1 protein-coding gene and 1 pseudogene are annotated in these 617 nt (G+C 56.1%); both read left to right on the forward strand.

Annotation, left to right across the window (positions count from 1 at the left end; all coding sequences use genetic code 11):
• The coding region (locus EOA22_RS37955; protein ID WP_164756325.1) for a hypothetical protein at nucleotides 1-255 on the forward strand (255 nt) is incomplete at its 5' end.
• Nucleotides 256-419: 164 nt separating this feature from the next.
• Nucleotides 420-617: pseudogene (locus EOA22_RS38410) on the forward strand (hypothetical protein); the annotation flags it as partial.

A 617-nucleotide genomic window follows, 5' to 3' on the forward strand; every position in this document is an offset into this window, starting at 1 on the left:
CGCACCGGCAAAGCGAGACTTGAAGCGCTCCAAAATCGTGCGGCGATCGCCTTGGCTGCAAATGCGGTCAATCAGATCGCGAAACGCACGGTTGACCGTCGGCTCAATCGGGCCGGGACTGTCGAAGCGCCAGTTTCCATCAAATTGCAGCATTTGAACTACCTCGAAGCGTTGAAGCGGGCGATACGGCTCCGAGCGAAGGGGATTGAGAAAATGGAGATCGGCGAAGGCCTTTTGATTGTCAACGATCCGTGAAGGGATCACAACGTGAACAGGGCTAACTCCTAAACGTGGGACAAACCAGGGAGCACGTCACCACCCGAGACGTTCCTGGCCCCTAAACGAAAAAATCGCACCGGTTAGACCGGGGACGGTTATTGGTTTTTGACAGAATTGGTTGCGGGGACAGGATTGGTTTTTTGTCCCGCGGCGTCGGCTTTGCCTCCTTGCAAGGCAGGCCCCTGAGCCAAGGCAAATCGATGGCCAGCCAGCCGAGTATCAAAACGGCCCGGACGAGGCGGGCCGTTTTGCCGGCTGAGCTGAATGTGTCATTTGTCGAACGCTACATGGATGGTGTCGAACTTTCCAAGGGTGCAGTTCAAGGCATTCGCTTCGAC

Source organism: Mesorhizobium sp. M7A.F.Ca.US.014.04.1.1 (assembly GCF_003998745.1).
Classification (GTDB): domain Bacteria; phylum Pseudomonadota; class Alphaproteobacteria; order Rhizobiales; family Rhizobiaceae; genus Mesorhizobium; species Mesorhizobium ciceri.